Origin of the sequence: Raineyella sp. W15-4 (assembly GCF_033170155.1) — a bacterium.
In the GTDB taxonomy this organism is placed as follows: Bacteria; Actinomycetota; Actinomycetes; order Propionibacteriales; family Propionibacteriaceae; genus Raineyella.
In genome coordinates, this window is record NZ_CP137079.1 from 896653 (window position 1) to 913267 (window position 16615).

10 protein-coding genes and 3 rRNA genes are annotated in these 16615 nt (G+C 65.5%); 12 read left to right on the forward strand and 1 reads right to left on the reverse strand.

What is annotated here, in order from left to right:
- Nucleotides 1-133: 133 nt before the first annotated feature.
- From R0145_RS04170 to groL, 4 genes are all read left to right on the forward strand, one after another.
- The gene (locus R0145_RS04170) at nt 134-1435 is read left to right on the forward strand and encodes an acetyl-CoA C-acetyltransferase (RefSeq protein WP_317839159.1); all 1302 of its coding nucleotides are present in this window, start codon (nt 134-136) and stop codon (nt 1433-1435) included.
- Nucleotides 1435-2982, forward strand: a complete 1548-nt coding sequence (locus R0145_RS04175; protein WP_317839160.1) for a 3-oxoacyl-ACP reductase — start codon at nt 1435-1437, stop codon at nt 2980-2982. The genes R0145_RS04170 and R0145_RS04175 overlap by 1 nt, the downstream gene beginning before the upstream one ends.
- A 444-nt stretch (nt 2983-3426) precedes the next feature.
- Nucleotides 3427-3723, forward strand: a complete 297-nt coding sequence (gene groES, locus R0145_RS04180) for a co-chaperone GroES (protein ID WP_317690910.1) — start codon at nt 3427-3429, stop codon at nt 3721-3723.
- 20 nt (nt 3724-3743) lie between these two features.
- The gene (gene groL / locus R0145_RS04185; RefSeq protein WP_317839161.1) at nt 3744-5342 is read left to right on the forward strand and encodes a chaperonin GroEL; all 1599 of its coding nucleotides are present in this window, start codon (nt 3744-3746) and stop codon (nt 5340-5342) included.
- Between the two features lie 100 nt (nt 5343-5442).
- Here groL and R0145_RS04190 read toward each other — a convergent pair whose 3' ends face one another.
- Nucleotides 5443-5682: a hypothetical protein gene (locus R0145_RS04190; protein ID WP_317839162.1), complete on the reverse strand. Its 240-nt coding sequence runs from the start codon at nt 5680-5682 to the stop codon at nt 5443-5445.
- Nucleotides 5683-5701: 19 nt separating this feature from the next.
- Here R0145_RS04190 and R0145_RS04195 point away from each other — a divergent pair, with 19 nt between their 5' ends.
- The 8 genes from R0145_RS04195 (at nt 5702) to R0145_RS04230 (ending at nt 16594) form a co-directional block, all read left to right on the forward strand.
- Nucleotides 5702-6457 (forward strand): alpha/beta hydrolase, encoded by a 756-nt coding sequence (locus tag R0145_RS04195; RefSeq protein ID WP_317839163.1) that lies wholly within the window; start codon nt 5702-5704, stop codon nt 6455-6457.
- A gap of 49 nt (nt 6458-6506) precedes the next feature.
- A complete protein-coding gene (locus R0145_RS04200; protein WP_317839164.1) occupies nt 6507-6971 on the forward strand; it encodes an NUDIX domain-containing protein in 465 nt (154 codons plus the stop codon).
- Nucleotides 6972-7084: 113 nt separating this feature from the next.
- Nucleotides 7085-8596, forward strand: a complete 1512-nt coding sequence (guaB, locus tag R0145_RS04205) for an IMP dehydrogenase (protein WP_317840139.1) — start codon at nt 7085-7087, stop codon at nt 8594-8596.
- 101 nt (nt 8597-8697) lie between these two features.
- A complete protein-coding gene (locus tag R0145_RS04210) occupies nt 8698-9807 on the forward strand; it encodes a GuaB3 family IMP dehydrogenase-related protein (protein ID WP_317839165.1) in 1110 nt (369 codons plus the stop codon).
- Between the two features lie 991 nt (nt 9808-10798).
- Nucleotides 10799-12316, forward strand: a 16S ribosomal RNA gene (locus R0145_RS04215).
- Between the two features lie 392 nt (nt 12317-12708).
- Nucleotides 12709-15797, forward strand: a 23S ribosomal RNA gene (locus R0145_RS04220).
- A gap of 166 nt (nt 15798-15963) precedes the next feature.
- Nucleotides 15964-16080, forward strand: a 5S ribosomal RNA gene (gene rrf / locus R0145_RS04225).
- Together the 16S, 23S and 5S rRNA genes form the textbook arrangement of a ribosomal RNA operon.
- A gap of 223 nt (nt 16081-16303) precedes the next feature.
- Nucleotides 16304-16594: a chorismate mutase gene (locus R0145_RS04230; RefSeq protein WP_317840140.1), complete on the forward strand. Its 291-nt coding sequence runs from the start codon at nt 16304-16306 to the stop codon at nt 16592-16594.
- Nucleotides 16595-16615 lie beyond the last annotated feature (21 nt).

Sequence of the window (16615 nt, forward strand, 5' to 3'; positions counted from 1 at the left end):
ATCCCGCCCTGGGACGCCGGCTTCCCAGTAGAATATGTGAACCGCGCCACACCGACCAGGTAGGCGTGGGTCACAGGACCCGGGCTCCTGGAAACGGTCCACCCGACCCGGTCCCCTCGGGAAGGGCGTGACGATGTCGTCAGAACGCATCGGGTCGTCAGGACGCACCGCCGTGGTGGTCGGGGGCAACCGGACCCCCTTCGCCAAGGCGCGCGGGTCGTACGCCCGGGACTCGACCCTCGACCTGCTCACCGCCGCCCTGGACGGACTCGTTGCCCGCTTCGGGCTGGCCGGCACCCGGGTGGGCGAGGTGGCTGCCGGCGCGGTGCTCAAGCACGGCACCCTGCTCAACCTGACCCGGGAGGCAGTCCTCGGTTCGGCGCTCGCCCCCGACACCCCGGCGGTCGACCTGCAGCAGGCCTGCGGGACCGGCCTGGAGGCGGCGATCTACCTCAGCAACAAGATCCGGCTGGGCCAGCTCGACAGCGGCATCGCCGGCGGCGCCGACAGCATCAGCGACACCCCGCTGGAGGTGAGCGCCGGCCTGCAGCGGGTGCTGATGCGCTACGCCGCCGCCAGGACCACTCAGGCGAAGCTGGCGGCACTGGCGGAGCTACGGCCCCGCGACCTGGTCCCGGTCGCCCCGCAGGTGGCGGAGCCACGGACCGGGCTGTCGATGGGGGAGAGCCAGGCGCGGACCACCGCCCGGTGGGGGATCACCCGGGCGGCCCAGGACGAGTACGCCCTCGGCAGCCACCGCAAGCTCACCGCCGCGTGGGAGGCGGGCTTCTTCGACGACCTGGTCACCCCACACCGCGGCGTCACCCGCGACGAGTCGCTGCGGCCCGATACCTCGCTGGAGAAGCTCGCGGCACTGCCGATCGTGTTCGGCAAGGGCCCGGGCGGCACGATGACCGCCGGCAACTCGTCCCCGCTCAACGACGGCGCCGCGCTGGTGCTGCTCGCCGAGGAACAGTGGGCCCGCGACCGGCACCTGCCGGTGCTCGCCCGGATCATCGACGCGGAGGTCGCCTCGGTCGACTTCGTCTCCGGCGCCGAAGGGTTGCTGATGGCTCCGATCCGTGCCGTCCCGCGGCTGCTGGCCCGGCACGGGCTGGCCCTGCAGGACTTCGACCTGTACGAGATCCACGAGGCCTTTGCCGCCACCGTCCTCAGCCACCTGGCCGCCTGGGCCGACGGGACCTACTGCCGCGACACCCTCGGCCTGCCCGGGGCGCTGGGCACCATCGACCCGGAGAAGCTCAACGTCACCGGCTCCTCGCTCGCCGCCGGTCACCCGTTCGCCGCCACCGGCGGCCGGATCGTGGCGACGCTGGCCAAGCTGCTCGCCGCCCGCGGGCCCGGTGCCCGCGGGCTGATCTCGATCTGTGCCGCCGGCGGCCAAGGTGTCGCCGCGATCCTGGAGGCGATCTGATGTCCTCTTCCTCGAAGCCCCGGACCGCCGACGCACTGCTCGAGGCCCTGCTGGCGTCCCCGGTCGGCCACGCGCTGACCCGGCAGCTCGGTTTCCCCGAGGGATCGGAGCTGCGCAGGGGTCCGGGGCGGCCGGTCGGTCCGGTCGCCTTCGCCGTGCTCGGCGGCGATCCCGGCACGGGGACGGACCTCCGCGCGGACGCGGACACCGGTGGCGGCCACTCCGCCGCGGACACCGGTGCGGCGAGCATCATCGCAGCCACTCTGGCCGCGCTCGGTGTCACGGCCATCGACCCGCTCCGCGACAACCCGGCGCACCGGACCGCCGATCCGGACGGCAGGCCGCAACCCCCGGCGTACGACTCCGGGCTCGGCGCCGTTGTGCTCGACCTCACCGGGCTGCGGACCGTCGCCGCCCTCGAGGACGTCCGCGCCGCACTGCGGCCCGCCGTCCGTGCCCTGGAGCCGAGCGGCCGGGTGGTCCTGGTCGGCCCGCGCACCGAGGACGTCGAGGGCCTCGAGGCCAAGGCCGCCGCCCGGGGACTCGACGGGCTCAACCGGTCGGTCGCCAAGGAACTGCGCGGCGGCGCGACCTCGAACCTGATCCTGCTCGCCGCCGGGGCGGGCCCCGAGGATCTCGCCTCCACCCTCGACTTCCTGCTGTCGGGACGGTCGGCGTTCGTCAGCGGGCAGTCCTGGCAGATCGGGCCGCGGCGTACGGCACTGCCTCCCCGGGGTGCTGGGATCGTCCCCGGGACGACCCCTCCCTCCGGGGCCGCCGGGCCGGCCCGGTCCGCGGGCGCACGGCGGATCGTCGTGGTCACCGGGGCGGCCCGTGGCATCGGCGCGGACATCGCCCGGACCTTCCACCGGGCCGGCGCGACCGTGGTCGCGGTCGATGTGCCCCGGGCCGGGGAGGCGCTCGGTGCCGTCGTCAACGAGGTGCACGGCACCGCGCTGCAGCTCGACATCACCGCCCCGGACGCGGGGGAGCGGATCGCCGCGCACGTGGCCGAGCGGTACGGCGCCGACGCCAGGATCCAGGCGATCGCCCACAACGCCGGCATCACCCGCGACCGGCTGCTCGCCAACATGGACGAGCGGCGCTGGGCCCAGGTGCTCGACGTCAACCTCGCCGCGCAGCTGCGGATCAACACGGTGCTGCTGGACCCCGGACTGCCGGGCGGCTACGCCGAGGACGTGCACATCGTCGCGAGTTCATCGACCAGTGGCATCGCGGGCAACCGCGGTCAGACGAACTACGGCACCTCCAAGGCCGGCGTGATCGGCCTGGTGCTGGCCCTGCGTGAGGCGTACGCCGACCGGCCGCTGACCGTCAACGCCGTCGCCCCCGGCTTCATCGAAACCGACATGACCGCGGCGATCCCGACCCTGCAGAAGGAGATCTTCCGCCGTACGAACAGCCTCCACCAGGGCGGTCGGCCGATCGACGTGGCGGAGACCGTCGTCTATCTCGCCGACCCCGCCACCAGCGGGGTGAACGGCCAGGTCGTACGGGTCTGCGGGCAGAACATCGTCGGGGCCTGACCCGCTTCGTCGGCTCGACCTTCGTTTTACCCCACTGGTGACGCGGTGGTCCGGACGTCCCGCCCGCCGTGACCTGTCGGTGACAATGTGCCCCGCCACGGCGCGGAACGGGGGGCCGTACGTTCCCGCGGGAACGTCTCCGGCTGTCGGACAGTGTCACCAACAGCGTCACCAGGGGGATGAAACGCATCCTCGATCGCAACCCCCGATCCGACGCGCCGGAGCCCACCCGATGACCCGGGCCCGGCCACAGGGTGTCCCGATGCGACCCGGGGCGGCCCGACCCCGCATCTGGCAGTCGGGTTGCGCGAGTGCTAACCCCCGACTAACGTTTCCGTTGGCACTCTCCCCGTGAGTGTGCCAACGGCCAGGGACGGCACCCGCGACGACGCCCCTGCCACTCAACAGACACTGAAACATCGAGACATGTGAAAGGGGTTTGACGTGGCAGTCACGATCAAGCCGCTCGAGGACCGCGTCCTCGTCCAGCCGCTGGAAGCCGAGACCACCACCGCTTCGGGTCTGGTCATCCCGGACACCGCCAAGGAGAAGCCGCAGGAGGGCACCGTCCTCGCGATCGGCCCGGGCCGGATCGACGACAAGGGCCAGCGCGTCCCGATGGACGTCGCCGAGGGCGATACCGTCATCTACTCCAAGTACGGCGGCACCGAGGTCAAGTACAACGGCAAGGACCTGCTGCTCCTCAACGCCCGCGACATCCTCGCGGTCGTCTCCAAGTGACCCGCTGAGGAGACGCACCGATGGCAAAGCTGCTGCAATTCGATGAGGAGGCCCGCCGCTCGCTCGAGCGCGGCGTCGACATCCTCGCCAACACCGTCAAGGTGACCCTCGGCCCCAAGGGCCGTTACGTCGTCCTCGACAAGAAGTGGGGCGCCCCCACTATCACGAACGACGGCGTGACCGTCGCCCGTGAGGTCGAGCTGGAGGATCCGTACGAGAACCTCGGCGCCCAGCTCGCCAAGGAGGTCGCCACCAAGACCAACGACGTGGCCGGCGACGGTACCACGACGGCGACCGTACTGGCCCAGGCCATGGTCCACGAGGGCCTGCGGGCCGTCGCGGCCGGCTCCAACCCGATCGAGCTCAAGCGCGGCATCGACAAGGCCGTGGGCATCGTCGTCGACAAGCTGGCCGAGCAGGCCCGCCAGGTCGAGACCACCGAGGACATGGCCTCGGTCGCCACGATCTCCTCGCGCGACGAGCAGATCGGCGCCCTGATCGCCGATGCCTTCGACAAGGTCGGCAAGGACGGCGTGATCACCGTCGACGAGTCGCAGACCTTCGGCACCGAGCTCGAGTTCACCGAGGGCATGCAGTTCGACAAGGGCTACCTGTCCCCGTACATGGTGACCGACACCGAGCGCATGGAAGCCGTGCTGGAGAACCCCTACATCCTGCTGAACTCCGGCAAGATCTCCTCGATGAACGACCTGCTCCCGCTCCTGGAGAAGGTCATCGGCGCCGGCGGCACCCTGTTCATCGTGGCCGAGGACGTCGACGGCGAGGCGCTGTCGACCCTGGTCGTGAACAAGATCCGCGGCACCTTCACCTCCGTCGCCGTCAAGGCGCCGGCCTTCGGCGACCGCCGCAAGGCGATGCTGCAGGACATGGCCATCCTCACCGGCGGCCAGGTCGTCGCCCCCGAGGTCGGCCTGAAGCTCGACCAGGTCGGTCTGGACGTGCTTGGCCGGGCCCGTCGGATCGTCGTCACCAAGGACGACACCACGATCGTCGACGGTGCCGGTGACGCCGCCGAGGTCGAGGCCCGGGTGGCCCAGCTGCAGGCCGAGATCCAGCACACCGATTCCGACTGGGATCGCGAGAAGCTCCAGGAGCGGGTCGCGAAGCTGGCCGGCGGCGTGTGCGTGATCAAGGTCGGCGCCGCCACCGAGGTGGAGCTCAAGGAGACCAAGCACCGGATCGAGGACGCCGTCTCCGCGACCCGCGCCGCGATCGAGGAGGGCATCGTCGCCGGTGGCGGCGCCGCGCTCATCCACGCCTCCAAGGTGCTCGCCGAGCTCGACCTGGAGGGTGACGAGAAGGTGGGTGCCGAGATCATCCGTCGTTCGGTCGCCGAGCCGCTGCGCTGGATCGCCGAGAACGGCGGCGAGCAGGGTTACGTCATCACCACCAAGGTCGCCGAGCTGGGCCCCAACGAGGGTTACAACGCGGCCACCAGGGTGTACGGCGACCTGATCGCCCAGGGCGTCATCGACCCGGTCAAGGTCACCCGCTCCGCGCTGACCAACGCCGCGTCGATCGCCTCGCTGCTGCTCACCACCGAGACCCTGGTGGTGGAGAAGCCGGCCGAGGAGGCCGCTGCGGCCGCCGCCGAGTGATCGAGCCGAGCCACGTGACGTACGCCGCCTGAGCCGCGGCGTCACCGCTCAGCCAGGAACGGGGGTCCCTATCCCGGGGCCCCCGTTCTGCGCGTCCGGGCTACGGCACCCGGAGCCGCACCGCGGGGGTCCGGTCCTCCGAGACCAGCGCCGCGGCGAAATCGGCGGTCACGTCGAGCACCTCCGCGATCTCCTCGGTGGTCGCTCCCGCCACCCACTGGGTCCGGGCCTCCGTGGCCAGCCGGTCCAGTGCGGCCGCACACGCCTCGAGGGTGCGGACCAGCTGAGTGCCGGCGCTGAGCAGTGCCGAACGTCCGGCAGGGGAGAGACCCGATTCCATGGCCCCTAGAGTAGGGGCCATGCCAGAGTCCCCGTCGCCGCTCGACCAGCAGGGAGCGGCGCCCCGCCCCGAGAAGATCCTCGTGTTCCTGCACGACATGGCCGACACCCCGCTGACCTGGCAGGACCAGGTCGGCGCCCTGCCGGAGGGGTGGCGCCCGCTGACCCCGTGGTTGCGTGGGATGAAGCCGATCGACAAGGAGGTCTTCGACCTCCAGGCGGCCGCCGACGCGCTCAGCGTGATCCCGCTGGAGTACGGCGTCGAGTCGGTGGCGATGGTCGGCGTGGGGCTGGGCGGGACCGTCGCGCTGCGGTGCGCCGCCGACAGCCCGGCCATGGTCCGCGGCCTGGTGCTGGTCAACCCCCTGGTGGCCCCGGGCGGGCGGGAGCTGCGCCGGCAACGTACGGCGCTGCGGCTCGTGCCGCGGGCCCGGCTGGCCGCACAGAACCTCGACAAGGATCGTCTGCTGGCAGCGATGGACATCCTCGCCACCCTCGACCTCGGCGATGCCCCCGAGCACGTCGGTTGCCCGGTGCTGATCCTGCACGCCGACGACCGGGCGGCGCGGCGCGGCGCGGAGGATCTGGCCGCCCGGCTGCCGAACGCGACCGTCCATGCCGTCGCCGGCGGCCCGCGTCCTCACCAGGAGGATCCGCAGGCCTTCAACGACATCGTCGCGGAATTCGTCTCCTCGCTGGACGACAACTCGGCCGACGACTTCCCGGCGGAGTCCCCCGACGACCCGTTCCGGGACGACGACGCGACGGACGACTGAGCCGACGGACGACTGACCCGATGACCACGATGACCGTCCGGAGCGCACGATGACCGTCCGGAGCGCCGGCCTGCTGCCCTGGACCGGGTCCGGCGAAGGCCTGCGTGTCTTCCTGGTCCACATGGGCGGTCCGTTCTGGGCCCGCAAGGATGCCGGCGCCTGGTCGGTCCCCAAGGGGATCCAGGAGACCGACGAGGATCCCCTCGCCGCCGCGCGCCGAGAGTTCGCCGAGGAGGTCGGGGTGCCCGCGCCGGCGGGCGAGGTGGTCGATCTGGGCACCGTACGAAGCGGCGCGAAGGTGGTCCGGGCGTACGCCGTCGAGGCCGATCCGGGACTGGCGTTCCGTTCCAGCAACACCTTCACCCTGGAGTGGCCGCCGCGCAGCGGGCAGAGCCAGGAGTTCCCCGAGGTCGACCGGGCGGCGTGGTTCGCCCTCACCGAGGCCGGCGACCGGATCGTACGCTCCCAGCTCCCGTTCCTCGACCGCCTCCGGGAAGCCCTCACGAACGGCTGAGATCGTCGAGCAACCGGGGCATTTCCCCTAGGGGTTTAGCATGGAGGGGCGCCGCGCGGCGGACGGCGCAGGCACCCCCCAGCGAAAGGCTCACAGTGTCGGATTTCGGCGATCTGGTCACGTCACAGGTTCCCAGCCCGTTCGGGGTGCTCGGTCTCACGTACGATGACGTGCTGCTCCAGCCCAACAAGTCCGATGTGATCCCCTCCGAGGTGGACACCACGTCGCGACTCACGAAGAACATCGCGCTCAAGGTGCCGCTGATCAGCGCCGCCATGGACACCGTCACCGAGACCAGGATGGCCGTCGCGATGGCCCGCGAGGGTGGCATCGGCATCCTGCACCGCAACCTGTCGATCCACGACCAGGCGGCGATGGTTGACCAGGTGAAGCGCTCCGAGGCCGGCATGGTGGACGAGCCGATCACCATCTCCCCGGACGCCACCCTGAAGGACGTCGACGAGATCTGCGCCCACTTCCGCATCTCCGGTGTGCCGGTCGTCGAGGGCGACATGAAGCTCGTCGGCATCATCACCAACCGCGACATGCGCTTCGAGTCCGACTCGAGCCGCAAGGTCTCCGAGGTGATGACGAAGATGCCGCTGGTCACCGGCCACGTCGGCATCTCGAGCGACGAGGCACTCGCCCTGCTGGCGAAGCACAAGATCGAGAAGCTTCCGCTGGTCGACGCGGACTGCCGGCTCACCGGCCTGATCACGTTGAAGGACTTCGTGAAGTCCGACCAGTACCCCAACGCCACCAAGGACGCTCAGGGCCGGCTGCGCGTCGGCGCCGGCATCGGCATCTTCGGTGACGCCTGGGAGCGCGGCATGTCGCTGATCGAGGAGGGTGTCGACGTGATCGTGGTGGACACCGCGCACGGCCACTCCCGTTCCGAGATCGACATCATCAAGCGCCTCAAGAAGGAGAAGCGCGCCGACGGCGTCGACATCATCGGCGGTAACGTCGCCACGTACGAGGGCGCCAAGGCCCTGGTCGAGGCGGGGGTGGACGGCATCAAGGTCGGTGTCGGCCCCGGCTCGATCTGCACCACCCGGGTCGTCTCCGGCGTCGGCGTGCCACAGATCACCGCGATCTACGACGCCGCCCGCGCGGCCCGCCCGGCCGGCGTCCCGGTGATCGGCGACGGCGGCCTGCAGTACTCCGGCGACATCGCGAAGGCCCTGGTGGCCGGAGCGGACACGGTGATGCTCGGCTCGCTGCTGGCCGGTTGCGCCGAGGCCCCGGGCGACCTGATCTTCGTCAACGGCAAGCAGTTCAAGACCTACCGCGGCATGGGTTCCCTCGGTGCCATGGCCACTCGCGGGCGCAAGGCCTCCTACTCCAAGGACCGCTACTTCCAGAACGACGTCGCCTCCGACGACAAGCTGATCCCCGAGGGGATCGAGGGCCAGGTGCCCTACAAGGGCCCGCTCGCGGCGGTCGCCTACCAGCTCATCGGCGGCCTGCACCAGTCGATGTTCTACTCGGGCGCGCGGACGATCCCCGAACTGCACGCCAAGGGCCGTTTCGTCCGGATCACCAGCGCCGGCCTGCGCGAGTCGCACCCGCATGACATCCAGATGACTGTCGAGGCCCCCAACTACTCGGGCCACGAGAAGTGACGTCCTGACACCCCGCGGCGTACGTCCGCAGCCGTCGCGGGCCGGCTCGCCCGCGGTCCACACCCGGAGGCGTCGTGTCCCCGGCCCGAGGAGGAGAAGTGATGTACGACATCGGTCGGAGCAAGCGCGCCGAACACGCGTTCGCCCTGGACGACATTGCGATCGTTCCGCAGCGGCGTACGCGTGGCATCGAGGAGGTGGATCTCACCTGGAAGATCGATGCGGTGAGCTTCGACTTCCCGCTGATCGCTGCGCCGATGGACTCCATCATGTCGCCGCAGACAGCGATCGAGATCGGCCGGCTCGGTGGCCTCGGGGTGCTGAACCTCGAGGGCCTCTGGACCCGCTACGCCGATCCGCGGCCGCTGCTGGAGGAACTCGGTGCCATCGAGGACCCGACGGCGGCCACCCGGCGGCTGCAGGAGATCTACTCGGAGCCGATCAAGCCGGAGCTGATCCGGGAGCGGATGGCGGAGGTCCGGGATGCCGGGGTGCCGGTGGCGGGATCCCTGTCCCCGCAGAACACCGCCGAGTTCGCCCACGACGTTGTCGCTTCCGGTCCTGATTTCTTCGTCATCCGTGGCACCGTCGTCTCGGCCGAGCACGTGTCGACCCGGCGCGAACCGCTGAACCTGAAGAAGTTCATCTATGAGCTGGACGTGCCGGTGATTGTCGGTGGGTGCGCCACCTACCAGAGCTCCCTGCACCTGATGCGTTCCGGTGCCGCCGGTGTGCTGGTGGGCTTCGGCGGCGCCGCGACCCACTCCACCCGCCGGGTGCTGGGCATCGAGGTGCCGATGGCCACCGCGATCGCGGACGTCGCGGAGGCACGCCGGGACTATCTGGACGAGTCGGGTGGCCGCTACGTCCACGTCATCGCCGACGGCGCCGTCGGCCGGTCCGGTGACATCGCCAAGGCGATCGCCCTAGGTGCGGACGCGGTGATGGTCGGTGCACCGCTGGCCTCGGCCGAGGAAGCGCCCGGTCACGGCTACCACTGGGGCGCCGAGGCCTGGCACGGCGAACTGCCCCGCGGCGAACGGGTCCACTTCCCGATCGTCGGATCGCTGCGGGAGATCATGGTCGGCCCGTCGCACACCGCAGACGGCACGATGAACCTCGTCGGGGCCCTGAAGCGCTCGCTCGCCACCACCGGTTACACCGAGGTGAAGGAGTTCCAGCGGGTCGAGGTCGTGCTGCACCGGCTCTGAGCTGTCCGAAGTGCGGACCGAGGTCCCGTAGCCGACGTCGATCGGTGCGGGACCTCGGTCGTCGTTGTCCGGGGCTCCGTGGTCCCGTCGTCGCTGCCTGCTCACCGATGTGGCCTTGCCGGTCCTTGGTCGTCAGTAGCAGGGACATGTCGGTACCACGACACGAGGACGGTGACGTGGACGCGGCGAGCGTCACCCCGGGCCGGTTTGACCTGGGGGCGGGTAGTGGGTAGTGTTCACTTGGCCTTGCGGGGTTGTGGTCCTTGGTGTTCGGGGGATCGTCCGGTAGGGTCAATCCCTTTTCTCCTTCGTCTTGTGGGCGGGTCTGTGTCGTGCCGTGTGTGCGGCCGGGCCGGTTACTCGTCGGGGGTGTGGGGTAGGGGATTTCGGTGTCGTGGATTTGACTCCAGGGTGTCGGGTCTCTAAAGTTGATCGAGTTGTCGCGGTGAACTTCTCGGGTTTCGAGGAGTTTGCGGTGGTGATTCTGGAAGGAATTCTTTCGAGGACCGAGAACGGTTTTCCGGGGGTTTTCTTTCCGGGGCTGGAAGATTTTCACGGATTTGACTCGGTGGGAATCGGACGGTAAAGTAGTTTGAGTCGCCGGAACGGGGAATCGGGATGGTGATCCTGATGGCCAGGGATGGTGGTTGGGGCTTGGTGGTCTGAGGGAGTCGGGTTTGACTTCGTGAGGATTGCTGGGTAAGGTTGATCTGGTCGCCCCGGGCGGCTCCGGATTGTTCCGGGGTGGTTTGGTGTGTGTCCGATGTTTGAGAACTCAACAGTGTGCTTTGTTTAGTCAATGCCAAATGACATCACTTTTGGTGGTGTTTGACATCACGAATGTTTGTTTGTGTTGTCCCCGGCTGGCTCTCTTCGGGGGGTTGGTCGGAATTTCTTTGAGATGTTGATGGACCAGTTTATGTCTGGTATGTCGGGTCTCTCTCTGTGTGACGCTTTTCGCCCTGCTTTGGTGGGGTGTGGCGATATTTTTTCGATGGAGAGTTTGATCCTGGCTCAGGACGAACGCTGGCGGCGTGCTTAACACATGCAAGTCGAACGGTAAGGCCCTTCGGGGTACACGAGTGGCGAACGGGTGAGTAACACGTGAGTGACCTGCCCCTCACTTCGGGATAACTTCCAGAAATGGTGGCTAATACCGGATATGACTCCTGCCTGCATGGGTGGGGGTGGAAAGTTTTTGCGGTGGGGGATGGACTCGCGGCCTATCAGCTTGTTGGTGAGGTAGTGGCTCACCAAGGCGTCGACGGGTAGCCGGCCTGAGAGGGTGACCGGCCACATTGGGACTGAGATACGGCCCAGACTCCTACGGGAGGCAGCAGTGGGGAATATTGCGCAATGGGCGGAAGCCTGACGCAGCAACGCCGCGTGCGGGATGACGGCCTTCGGGTTGTAAACCGCTTTCACTCATGACGAAGCTTTTGTGACGGTAGTGGGAGAAGAAGCACCGGCCAACTACGTGCCAGCAGCCGCGGTGATACGTAGGGTGCGAGCGTTGTCCGGAATTATTGGGCGTAAAGAGCTTGTAGGCGGTTTGTCGCGTCGAAAGTGAAAACTCGGGCCTTAATCCTGAGCTTGCTTTCGATACGGGCTGACTAGAGGAAGGTAGGGGAGAATGGAATTCCTGGTGGAGCGGTGGAATGCGCAGATATCAGGAGGAACACCAGTGGCGAAGGCGGTTCTCTGGACCTTTCCTGACGCTGAGAAGCGAAAGCGTGGGGAGCAAACAGGCTTAGATACCCTGGTAGTCCACGCCGTAAACGGTGGGCACTAGGTGTGGGTCACATTCCACGTGATCCGTGCCGTAGCTAACGCATTAAGTGCCCCGCCTGGGGAGTACGGCCGCAAGGCTAAAACTCAAAGGAATTGACGGGGGCCCGCACAAGCGGCGGAGCATGCGGATTAATTCGATGCAACGCGAAGAACCTTACCTGGGTTTGACATCTGCCGGATGGTCGCAGAGATGTGGCTTCCCTTTGGGCCGGTTGACAGGTGGTGCATGGCTGTCGTCAGCTCGTGTCGTGAGATGTTGGGTTAAGTCCCGCAACGAGCGCAACCCTTGTCCTATGTTGCCAGCAATTCGGTTGGGGACTCATAGGAGACTGCCGGGGTCAACTCGGAGGAAGGTGGGGATGACGTCAAGTCATCATGCCCCTTATGTCCAGGGCTTCACGCATGCTACAATGGCCGGTACAAAGAGCTGCGAGCCTGTGAGGGTGAGCGAATCTCAAAAAGCCGGTCTCAGTTCGGATTGGGGTCTGCAACTCGACCCCATGAAGTCGGAGTCGCTAGTAATCGCAGATCAGCAACGCTGCGGTGAATACGTTCCCGGGCCTTGTACACACCGCCCGTCAAGTCATGAAAGTCGGCAACACCCGAAGCCGGCGGCCCAACCCTGTGTGGGAGGGAGTCGTCGAAGGTGGGGCTGGTAATTAGGACTAAGTCGTAACAAGGTAGCCGTACCGGAAGGTGCGGCTGGATCACCTCCTTTCTAAGGAGCCCATGACAACGCAGCATGCTCGGTCGTCCCGTGTGCGGGGCGGTGCGGGGGTGGCTGTGGTTGCCGGTCGGATCGGTCGCCGTGGTGGTGGCCGGCGGTGCCGGTGGGTTTTCTGGGTGGAACATTGACTGCTCCTGTCATTGTGCAGGGGTCACCGGGTTTTCTGGTGGGTGGGGCGCACTGTTGGGTCCTGAGACCTCGGCCACGGGTTGCTTTCGGGCGGCTGGTTGCTTTCGGGTAGCTGGTTGCTTTCGGGTAGCGTGGCGGGTTTCTGGTGCCGGGATCGCAGCTGATCAGGGATGGTTGGTTGTGGTGGTGGTTGTGTTTTGAGAACTTCATAGTGGACGCGAGCATCTTTGTAGATTTTTCTTGATATTTGTGTTGGGAAAGCTACTAAGGGCGATCGGTGGATGCCTTGGCACCAAGAGCCGATGAAGGACGCGGTAACCTGCGATAAGCCCCGGGGAGTTGGTAAACGAGCGGTGATCCGGGGGTGTCCGAATAGGGAAACCTTGAATGTCTCCAGTCATGTGGAGCAGCCTCTACCTGAATGTATAGGGTAGTGGGAGGGAACGTGGGGAAGTGAAACATCTCAGTACCCATAGGAAGAGAAAACAATAGTGATTCCGTTAGTAGTGGCGAGCGAACGCGGATGAGGCCAAACTGCGTGTGTGTGATAGCTGACAGGTGTTGCATGCGTGGGGTTGTGGGGCTCGACTTGATCCGGCTGTTGACGGGTCGTGGAGTCAGAAATGTGTGGTGAAGTCGAAGGATTCTGGGAAGGTCCGGCAGAGTAGGTAAGACCCCTGTAGACGTAAGCTGCGCACTCCATTGTCGGGTTCCCAAGTAGCACGGGACTCCTGGAATTTCGTGTGAATCTGGCGGGACCACCCGCTAAGCCTGAATACTCCTTGGTGACCGATAGCGGATCAGTACCGTGAGGGAATGGTGAAAAGTACCCCGGGAGGGGAGTGAAATAGTACCTGAAACCGGTCGCCTACAAGCCGTCGGAGCCTTCTTTGGGGGGTGACGGCGTGCCTATTGAAAAATGAGCCTGCGAGTTAGTGGTGTGTGGCGAGGTTAACCCGTGTGGGGGAGTCGTAGCGAAAGCGAGTCCGATAAGGGCGTTGAGTCGCATGCTCTAGACCCGAAGCGTAGTGATCTATCCATGGCCAGGTTGAAGCGTCGGTAAGACGTCGTGGAGGACCGAACCCACCTAGGTTGAAAACTGGGGGGATGAGCTGTGGATAGGGGTGAAAGGCCAATCAAACTACGTGATAGCTGGTTCTCCCCGAAATGCATTTAGGTGCAGCGTCGCGTGTTTCTTCCCGGAGGTAGAGCACTGGATGGTCTAGGGGGCCTACAAGCTTACCGAAATCAGCCAAACTCCGAATGCCGGTGAAGTGAGAGCGTGGCAGTGAGACAGTGGGGGATAAGCTTCATTGTCGAGAGGGAAACAGCCCAGATCATCAGCTAAGGCCCCTAAGCGGCTACTGAGTGGAAAAGGATGTGGAGTTGCGGTGACAACCAGGAGGTTGGCTTGGAAGCAGCCATCCTTGAAAGAGTGCGTAATAGCTCACTGGTCAAGTGATTCTGCGCCGACAATTCAGCGGGGCTAAGTAGTCCGCCGAAGCTGTGGCATTCACATTTTTGTGGATGGGTAGGGGAGCGTCGTGCGTGTGGTGAAGCAGTCGGGTGACCGGGTGTGGAGTGCGTGCGAGTGAGAATGCAGGCATGAGTAGCGAATGACGGGTGAGAAACCCGTCCGCCGAATATCCAAGGGTTCCAGGGTCAAGCTAATCTGCCCTGGGTAAGTCGGGACCTAAGGCGAGGCCGACAGGCGTAGTCGATGGACAACGGGTTGATATTCCCGTACCGGTGTAATGGCGCCCCTGCCGAGGCGCGCGATGCTGAGCACGGAAGCCGTGCCCATGGCTGCCTTCGGGTGGTGTGGGTGGGGTGACTCTGCGACCCAGACGTGTAGTAGGCAAGCTACGGAGTGACGCAGGAAGGTAGCCCATCCTGGGCGGTGGTTGTCCCAGGGTAAAGGTGTAGGACGGGGTGTAGGTAAATCCGTGCCCCGCGGTGTCTGAGACCTGATGCCACTGCCACACTTGGTGTGGTGGTGTGGGTGATCCTCGGCTGCCGAGAAAAGCTTCGTGAGCGATGTCATGAGCCGCCCGTACCCGAAACCGACACAGGTGGATGAGTAGAGAATACTAAGGCGATCGAGAGAATCGTGGTTAAGGAACTCGGCAAAATACCCCCGTAACTTCGGGATAAGGGGGGCCGGAGGCGTGACCCTGCCTGGCGTGGGGGAGCGTTGATGGCCGCAGAGACCAGGCCCAAGCGACTGTTTATCAAAAACACAGGTCCGTGCGAAGTCGTAAGACGAGGTATACGGACTGACTCCTGCCCGGTGCTGGAAGGTTAAGGGGACGTGTCAACTTCGGTGAAGCACTGAACTTAAGCCCCAGTAAACGGCGGTGGTAACTATAACCATCCTAAGGTAGCGAAATTCCTTGTCGGGTAAGTTCCGACCTGCACGAATGGAGTAACGACTCGGGCACTGTCTCAACCACGAACTCGGTGAAATTGCATTACGAGTAAAGATGCTCGTTACGCGCAGCAGGACGGAAAGACCCCGGGACCTTTACTATAGTTTGGTATTGGTGATCGGTACAGCTTGTGTAGGATAGGTGGGAGACGTTGAAGCGGTCACGCCAGTGATTGTGGAGTCATTGTTGAAATACCACTCTGGTTGTTCTGGTTATCTAACCTCGGACCATGATCTGGTTCAGGGACAGTGCCTGATGGGTAGTTTGACTGGGGCGGTCGCCTCCCAAAGAGTAACGGAGGCGCCCAAAGGTTCCCTCAGCCTGGTTGGCAATCAGGTGTCGAGTGTAAGTGCACAAGGGAGCTTGACTGTGAGACCGACGGGTCGAGCAGGGACGAAAGTCGGGACTAGTGATCTGACGGTGGCGTGTGGAAGCGCCGTCACTCAACGGATAAAAGGTACCCCGGGGATAACAGGCTGATCTTGCCCGAGCGTCCATAGCGACGGCATGGTTTGGCACCTCGATGTCGGCTCGTCGCATCCTGGGGCTGGAGTCGGTCCCAAGGGTTGGGCTGTTCGCCCATTAAAGCGGCACGCGAGCTGGGTTCAGAACGTCGTGAGACAGTTCGGTCCCTATCCGCTGCGCGCGTAGGAGTCTTGAGAAGGGCTGTCCTTAGTACGAGAGGACCGGGACGGACCAACCTCTGGTGTGCCAGTTGTCCTGCCCAGGGCATGGCTGGTTGGCTACGTTGGGGAGTGATAACCGCTGAAAGCATCTAAGCGGGAAGCACGCTTCAAGATGAGGACTCCCACTTTTGGTAAGGCCCCCAGTAGACGACTGGGTTGATAGGTCGGATGTGGAAGCCTGGTAACGGGTGGAGCTGACCGATACTAATAGGCCGAGGGCTTACCCCAAACACACAAGACTTTCCTGTGAAGATTGTTCGCGTCCACTATGTTGTTCCCGGAACACAAACACCGTTCCTGACACCCCACCCCCGGCCTGTCCAGGCTGGTAGATCCAGCCTGTCCGGGTTGGCGGGTGGGGGACAGTTGAATAGTGGTACTGTTTCGACAGTGTTACGGTGATCATGGCGGAAGGGAAATACCCGGCCACATTCCGAACCCGGAAGTCAAGCCTTCCAGCGCCGATGGTACTGCACACGGGAGTGTGTGGGAGACTAGGACATCGCCGGACAACACACACCATTCCAGGTGTGACAGAGCGGGCCGATACCCCTGTACAGGGGTATCGGCCCGCTCCGCATGTCCCGACAGCCCCCAGGGGGGTGCCGGCCTCAACTGCGTTACACACCTCTTCCTGGAAGGCCCATGCTGAGGGGCCGTTCCTCGGTATCACCGTATCCGCTTGCCATGGCCTCTTCTGGGATAGGGTCGATGACGTGGCAGCTGATGACGTGATGGCGGAGCTGGGGCGCCTGCGCGCGTCCATCGACAACATGGACGCCGCCCTCGTGCATCTCTTGGCGGAGCGGTTCAAGATCACCCAGCAGGTCGGGGTGCTGAAGGCCGCTCATGACCTGCCGCCCGCCGATCCGGCACGTGAAGCCGAACAGATCCGCCGGCTGCGGGCGTTGGCCGAGGACTCCCACTTGGACCCGGAGTTCGCCGAGAAGTTCCTGGCTTTCATCGTGTCCGAGGTGGTCCGGCATCACGAAGCGATCCGAAGGGATCATCCGACGGACCGCTGACCGCGTCGACTATTCCGGCGA